This is a genomic window from Arenibacter sp. F26102, from assembly GCF_023015865.1.
Lineage (GTDB): Bacteria > Bacteroidota > Bacteroidia > Flavobacteriales > Flavobacteriaceae > Arenibacter.
In genome coordinates this window covers 1-7,084 of the sequence record NZ_JALKBC010000037.1, presented here as the reverse complement: position 1 = coordinate 7,084, position 7,084 = coordinate 1, and the positions used below count along the sequence as shown (strand labels likewise).

2 protein-coding genes are annotated in these 7,084 nt (G+C 48.0%); both read left to right on the top strand.

Going from position 1 to position 7,084, the window contains the following annotated elements; translation table 11 throughout:
• The coding region (locus MWU78_RS22080) for a PKD domain-containing protein (RefSeq protein ID WP_247001956.1) at nucleotides 1-960 on the top strand (960 nt) is incomplete at its 5' end.
• A 451-nt stretch (nucleotides 961-1,411) separates the two neighbouring features.
• Nucleotides 1,412-7,084, top strand: a 5,673-nt coding sequence (locus MWU78_RS22075; RefSeq protein WP_247001954.1) for a PKD domain-containing protein, incomplete at its 3' end; no start/stop codon positions are given.

Genomic DNA, 7,084 nt, shown 5'->3' with positions numbered 1-7,084 from the left:
CTTATCAGTGGTACTATTGCCACGGGCGCTGCGACCAATAGTCCTTACGCCGTAGAGGTAACGGTAACTGACGATGGCACTCCTTCCGAGTCTGCCACGGTCTCCTTTACCTGGAACGTAACGGATGTTCCGGTGAACCAGGCACCGATTGTCACCAATCCAGGAGTCCAGAACAGCCTTGTGGGCGAGACGGTCTCCCTACAGGTTACCGCCAGTGATCCCGAGGACGACGGTATGACCTATTCAGCCATAACATTGCCAACGGGGCTATCCATAGATACGTCAACAGGGCTTATCAGTGGTATTATTGCCACGGGCGCAGCGGCCAATAATCCTTACGCCGTAGAGGTAACGGTAACTGACGATGGCACTCCTTCCGAGTTTGCCACGGTTTCCTTTACTTGGAACGTAACCGTGGGTCCTAGCAACGGCGCTCCTGTAGCTGTTGCTACAGCTAATATAGATTTAGGTTCAGCACCTTTAACAGTGGCCTTTACGGGTAGCAATTCTATGGACGATGTAGGAATAACGTCATATTTATGGGATTTTAAGGATGGTTCTCCTACTAGTTCGACAGCCGATACAGATCACGTTTTTGAGGAACCTGGTGTTTATAGGGTCGAGTTAACTGTTTCTGATGGATTCCTGACCGATACAGAGTTTATAACTATAACCGTCACGGAACCTGAGTCGGAGGAAAGAATGAAGGCGATTATCGCCCCAAATCCAGCGAAGGAGACAGCCAATGTCTTTATTATAAATGCTCCTGATGAGCTATTAGTCAAGGAAATATATGTACACGATTCTACAGGGAAATATATCAGTAGTATTTCGGCAGCTCAATCGATCGATGGTCATTACCAAGTTCCAATATCAACCTTACAGGATGGTATATATTATATTACATTGGTTATGGAAAATGATACTATATTACCGGTAAGACTTGCGGTAGAGAATTAAGTAATTGTTTTAAAATAGAAAAGGGGGTAGTCAAGAAATTGGTTACTCCCTTTTCTTATAATTGAAGAAATACTTTTGATTTAGAAAGTCGAATAATCAAATTGTTTGGTTGGTCAGATTACATGGCATTTTTAAGTATTTAAAAATTTAAGTGTTTATAATCGATATAATTAACACTTAGTCGGTTAAATGCTCCAATTTAACTGATTTACAGACCATTTTTTTTATGGATTTTTAATTCTTTTTATATTTAATAATATTTCCCCCCAGAAAGCTCCTCCTAATTTTTAGATTGTTGAATTTAAATCAACCTTAACTAATGGGGAACTTTTACTTTTTTAATCATATTCGATTCTTCTTCCTGTCAATTATTATTTTTTTGGGAGCATTTGGTATTCCAAGGATAAGTGCACAAATCAATTTTTCTCAAAACCCGATAAATTTTAATGGAATGGGATCCATTGATCAAGGTACTTCCTTGAATTTTGGACCGGACGGCAGACTTTATGTTGCAGAATACGAAGGTTTAATCAAGATCTTTACAATTCTGCGCAATGGGTCTGGCAATTACGAAGTTTTAAATACAGAGATATTGAATGGTATACAGGGAATTAAAAACCATAATGATAACGGTACCACATTTTCCAGTAATTTGCGTGAGACGGTAGGTCTTACGGTTGCGGGTACTGCCGCCAACCCTGTTATCTATGTCTCGTCCAGCGACTTCCGCATCGGTGGAGGCAGCGGTGGAGGCAACGGGGACCTTGGCCTTGATACCAATTCGGGTGTTATTACTCGTTTTACCTGGAACGGGAGTTCCTGGGCAGTGGTGGACCTTATACGTGGCCTCCCCCGTTCGGAGGAGAACCATGCCACCAACGGCATGGAATTTGTAAGCGTCAACGGCACAGACTACCTAATAGTGGCCCAAGGGGGGCACACCAATGCGGGGTCTCCCTCGGCCAACTTCGCCTATACTTCTGAGTACGCTCTATCTGCGGCGGTTCTATCGATAAACCTGAGCATGCTCAACGCTATGCCAATAATTAACGACAATGGTCGGAGCTATATCTATGATATCCCAACCCTTGACGACCCAACCCGCGCCAATGCGAACGGTATTATCGACCCTGGCACGCCAGGCTATAACGGGGTGGACGTGAACGACCCCTGGGGCGGTAACGATGGGCTGAACCAGGCCATGGTCGTACCCGGAGGCCCTGTGCAGATTTTTTCCCCTGGCTACCGCAACGCCTATGACCTTGTATTGACCGAGAGCGGAAGTGTCTATGTTACGGACAACGGTGCCAATGGTGGCTGGGGCGGTTTTCCTAACAATGAGGGAATGTCTGGAACGGTCACCAATAATTATAATCCCCTGGAGCCCGGCAGCAGCAGTTCTTCTGGGGGAGAACAGATAAACAATGTGGACCACCTGAGCTTGGTGACCACGGACATCCAGAACTATAGTTTTGGCAGCTTTTATGGTGGCCACGCGAACCCGATAAGGGCCAACCCATCGGGGGCAGGCCTTTATACGAACCCTTCACAGAACGGTACATCCGGGGCGGTGTTCCGTACCCTTATCTATGACCCGAGCAGTCCCGGCCCGGGATTTACCGATGATCCGAGCATAGCGTTGCCCGCGAACTGGCCCCCTGTGGCCCAGGCCAACCCGATCGAGGGCGACTGGCGCGGCCCGGGCATAGCGAACCCCGATGGCCCGGTGGATGCACTGGTCACGGTATGGGGGACCAATACCAACGGAATAGACGAGTACACGGCCTCCAACTTCAATAACGCCATGAAGGGCGATCTGATAGCAGGCAAAAATGGGGGAGTACTCCGGAGAGTGCAATTGAAGCCTGACGGTAGTTTGAAAGCCTTAAATTCTACATTTGCTTCAGGAATTGGAGGAAATGTTCTAGGCATAACCTGTAATAGTGATACGGATCCGTTTCCTGGTACAATATGGCTAGCTACCTTTAATTCTGCAATTGTGGTAATGGAGCCGCAGGATTTTGTAAGTTGCATACAGCCCGGGGAGGCTGGCTATGATGCAAACGCTGACTATGATAGCGATGGATATGCAAATCAGGACGAGGAGGACAATGGGACCGACGCCTGCAATGGTGGTTCTCAGCCTAGCGACTTCGACAAATCGGCCGGTGGGGTCCTGGTCTCCGACCTGAACGACACGGACGACGACAATGACGGTATCTTGGATGCGATCGACCCCTTCCAATTGGGCGACCCCACCACTTCCGGCAGCGATGCCTTTACGTTGCCCGTGGACAACGAACTGTTCTCTGATTCGGCACTTGGGGGCTATCTGGGCCTTGGGATGACCGGGATGATGAACAACGGGGCGGCCAACCCGAACTGGCTTAATTGGCTGGACGATACGGACAACGGCCCTAACCCCAACGATATCCTGGGGGGGGCGATCGGGGCGATGACCATGCAGATGACCTCGGGCACCGCCCTAGGGAACAGCAACGACCAGGAGAAGGGATTCCAGTACGGGGTCCAGGTGGACCAGACCACGGGCACATTCACGGTATCAGGGAACGTGGTAAACTTCAACGCGCCCCAACAGTTGTACGGTAACGCCTCCACGCCCAACGGGGAACTGGGTATCTTTATCGGGGACGGCACACAGTCCGATTATATCAAATTTGTGATCACCAAGGCTGGTCTAACCGTCCAACAGGAGGTCAACGACCTTCCCCAGGCACCAATAAACTTAGCTGTGGCCACGGGCAGTAGGCCCAACAGCGGGGCGGCCTTCTATTTTGTGGTGGACCCGCCCACCGGTCAGATCGCTCTAGAATATGCTTTTGACGGGGGCGCCCGGCAATCACTGGGGAACATCACCGCCCAGGGAGCGGTACTGACCGCCATCCAACAGGCTGGGACCGATCTTGCAGTAGGTCTTATTGGCACTTCCAATGAATCGGGAGTAGAGTTAGAGGGTACATGGGACTTTCTGAGGGTAGTTTCGGACAATGAAAATTTTGCCTTAAGAATCAATGTGGGAGGATTACAAATCAATTCAAATGGCAAGGTATTTCTGTCAGATCAATACTTTATTGGAGGACAATCATATACTAATGCTGCGGCACAGGTACCTGTAATGTATCAAACAGAGCGTAGTTCCCCATCGAAAACATTTTCGTACAATATACCACTTGCAAATGATGATTATATAGTAATACTACATTTCGCAGAGATATATTGGGGAGCTACCGGTGGGAAATCGGGAGCTACTGGAAGTAGGGTCTTCGACGTAAATATAGAAGGGGCCCTGGTCCTTGATAATTATGATATTCTTGCCGATGTAGGGGCGGAAACGTTAGTGACAAAGTCCTTTCCGGTAACCCTGATCGATGGTACCCTTAATATTGGTTTTTCTTCTTTAGCAGCTATTGGAGGTGTAGACCAGCCGAAAATATCTGCCATAGAAATATTAAGTGCTAATTCACAATTTCCCTCAATTAATGTCAATCCAATAACAAATCAAAACAATAATATTAACGACCAAATCAGTTTGGGTACCTCAGCTTCGGGAGGGGATCCGGATGCCAATTTTAACTTTAGTATTTCGGGTCAACCTTCCGGTGTAGAAATTGAACCTACAAATGGATTGATTTTTGGAAACATAAATGCATCAGCAGTTAATGGTGGGCCTAATGGAGATGGTGTACATTCCGTTATAGTTACTGTTTCGAAACCAGGATCCAGCCCTGTAAATGAGGTGTTTTCATGGACCATATTTAATGACTCTAATCTTTCGTGGAGTGACAAGGATGAGAACGAGGGCTATACGGCCCGTCACGAGTGTTCCTTTGTGCAGGCGGGAAATAAGTTTTATTTAATGGGCGGCCGTGAGAACCCGAAAACTTTGGACGTTTACGACTATGCCAGTGACAGTTGGATTGCATTATCCAATTCCGCGCCCGTAGAGTTCAATCATTACCAGGCTACAGAATACCAGGGTCTGATATGGGTAATCGGAGCTTTTAAGACCAATATCTTCCCGAACGAGGTACCGGCCGATTTCATTTGGGCCTTCGATCCGGCGGTCCAGCAATGGATACAGGGACCTGAGATTCCATCCACAAGGAAACGGGGATCCACAGGATTGGTGGTTTATAATGATAAATTCTATATTGTGGGTGGAAACACGATCGGGCACAATGGGGGCTATGTTAATTGGTTTGACGAGTATGATCCTGAGACGGGAACCTGGACCCAGTTGGCAAACGCACCCCGAGCAAGGGACCATTTTCATGCTGCTGTGATTGACGGTAAGCTCTATGCGGCCGGCGGACGTTTGTCTGGTGGAACCGGTGGCACTTTCAAACCAGTTATACCCCAAGTGGATGTTTATAATTTTAGCACTGGTAGTTGGAGTACGCTTCCTACGGCCCAAAACATACCGACGCCCAGGGCCGCTGCATCGGTGGCAGTATTCAATGACAAACTGGTGGTGATAGGGGGAGAGGTTCAGGACGAACTGGTCTATGGAGTTCTCACGGACGATGCCCTAAGAATTACGGAAGAGTATGATCCGTCCACAGAGAGTTGGACCCGACTAGCTGACCTTAACTTTGAACGTCATGGAACTCAAGCGATTGTCTCAGGACAAGGCATTTTCGTTATCGCCGGTTCGCCGAGCAGAGGCGGTGGCAATCAGAAAAATATGGAATTCTTGGGAGAGGATTCTCCAATAGGAAATCCTAGTGTAGCCAGTACACTAACGGCACCGGGTTCGGTAGAGGTCCACAATGGAACCAATACGGACATATCCCTTGGAACTTCCGGGGGCAACGTGGGAGTTATCGTAAGATCCATGCAACTCTCTGGTCCGGACGCCAGCGAATTCAGCATAGTATCCGGTAAGATTGTAAACGGGTTGTTGAAGCCAAACAGTACACACATGGTGGAAGTGTCGTTTAACGGTTCGAACGCAGGTAAAATCGCGACATTGACAGTTAACTATGGATCATCCAATCAACTTACAATTGCTTTGGAAAGTACTTTGGACGGCAATCAGGCTCCTGTAGCTTTGGCGACTGGAACGCCAATGTCTGGCACTCCTCCACTAGTGGTAAACTTTACAGGTAGCAATTCAACGGACGATGTGGGGATAGTGGCCTATAGTTGGAATTTTGGAGATGGTACCCCAACATCATCATCGGCCGACCCGTCCCATTCATTCAATACTTCTGGTAGCTATAATGTTGTTTTGACTGTTACGGATGAAGGTGATCTTCAGGATTCCGATACGATTGTTGTTAATGTAGGAAGCCCACCACAAAATGGCGTGGTGAGCCTCACCTTGGTAGATGCGGATTTGGACGTGGATATGTTCGATTTATCCAATGGCCAGCAAATTAATTTGACCACGACACAGGGCAAGGGATTGAATATAAGGGCAAATACGAACCCGGCCACGGTAGGCAGTGTCTTGTTGACGCTTTCGGGACCGGTGAACAAAACCAGGAACGAGAACGTGTCTCCCTATGCGCTGTTAGGTGACAGCGGCGGGAATTATTATGGACAACAGTTTCCCCTGGGCAATTACAACGTTAGTGCTACAGCCTTTAGCGGATCAAGTCAGACCGGAACCAATTTGGGTACTTTAACAATTCCTTTTTCCATTGTAGATCAGGGTGGGGGCAACCAGGCTCCCAATGCGGTTGCCAGTGCCACACCCTTAAATGGCAATGCCCCCTTGATTGTAAACTTTACAGGTAGTAACTCTACGGATGACAACGGGGTTTCTGGTTATTCATGGGATTTTGGTGATGGTACCGCGATTGTTACCACAGCCAATCCCTCACATACCTATACCGTCGCTGGGATTTACACTGCGGTACTTACGGTGATGGATTCTGGAGGTTTGGAGGATACGCAAACGGTGGTCATAACTGTGGAAGATGTACCACAGAATGCTGTTGCAAGCTTCACCTTGGTATATGCGGATTTGGACGTGGACATGTTTAATTTATCCAATGGCCAGCAGATTAATTTGACCACGACCCAGGGCAAGGGATTGAATATAAGGGCAAATACCAACCCGGCCACGGTAGGCAGTGTCTTGTTGACGCTTTCGGGA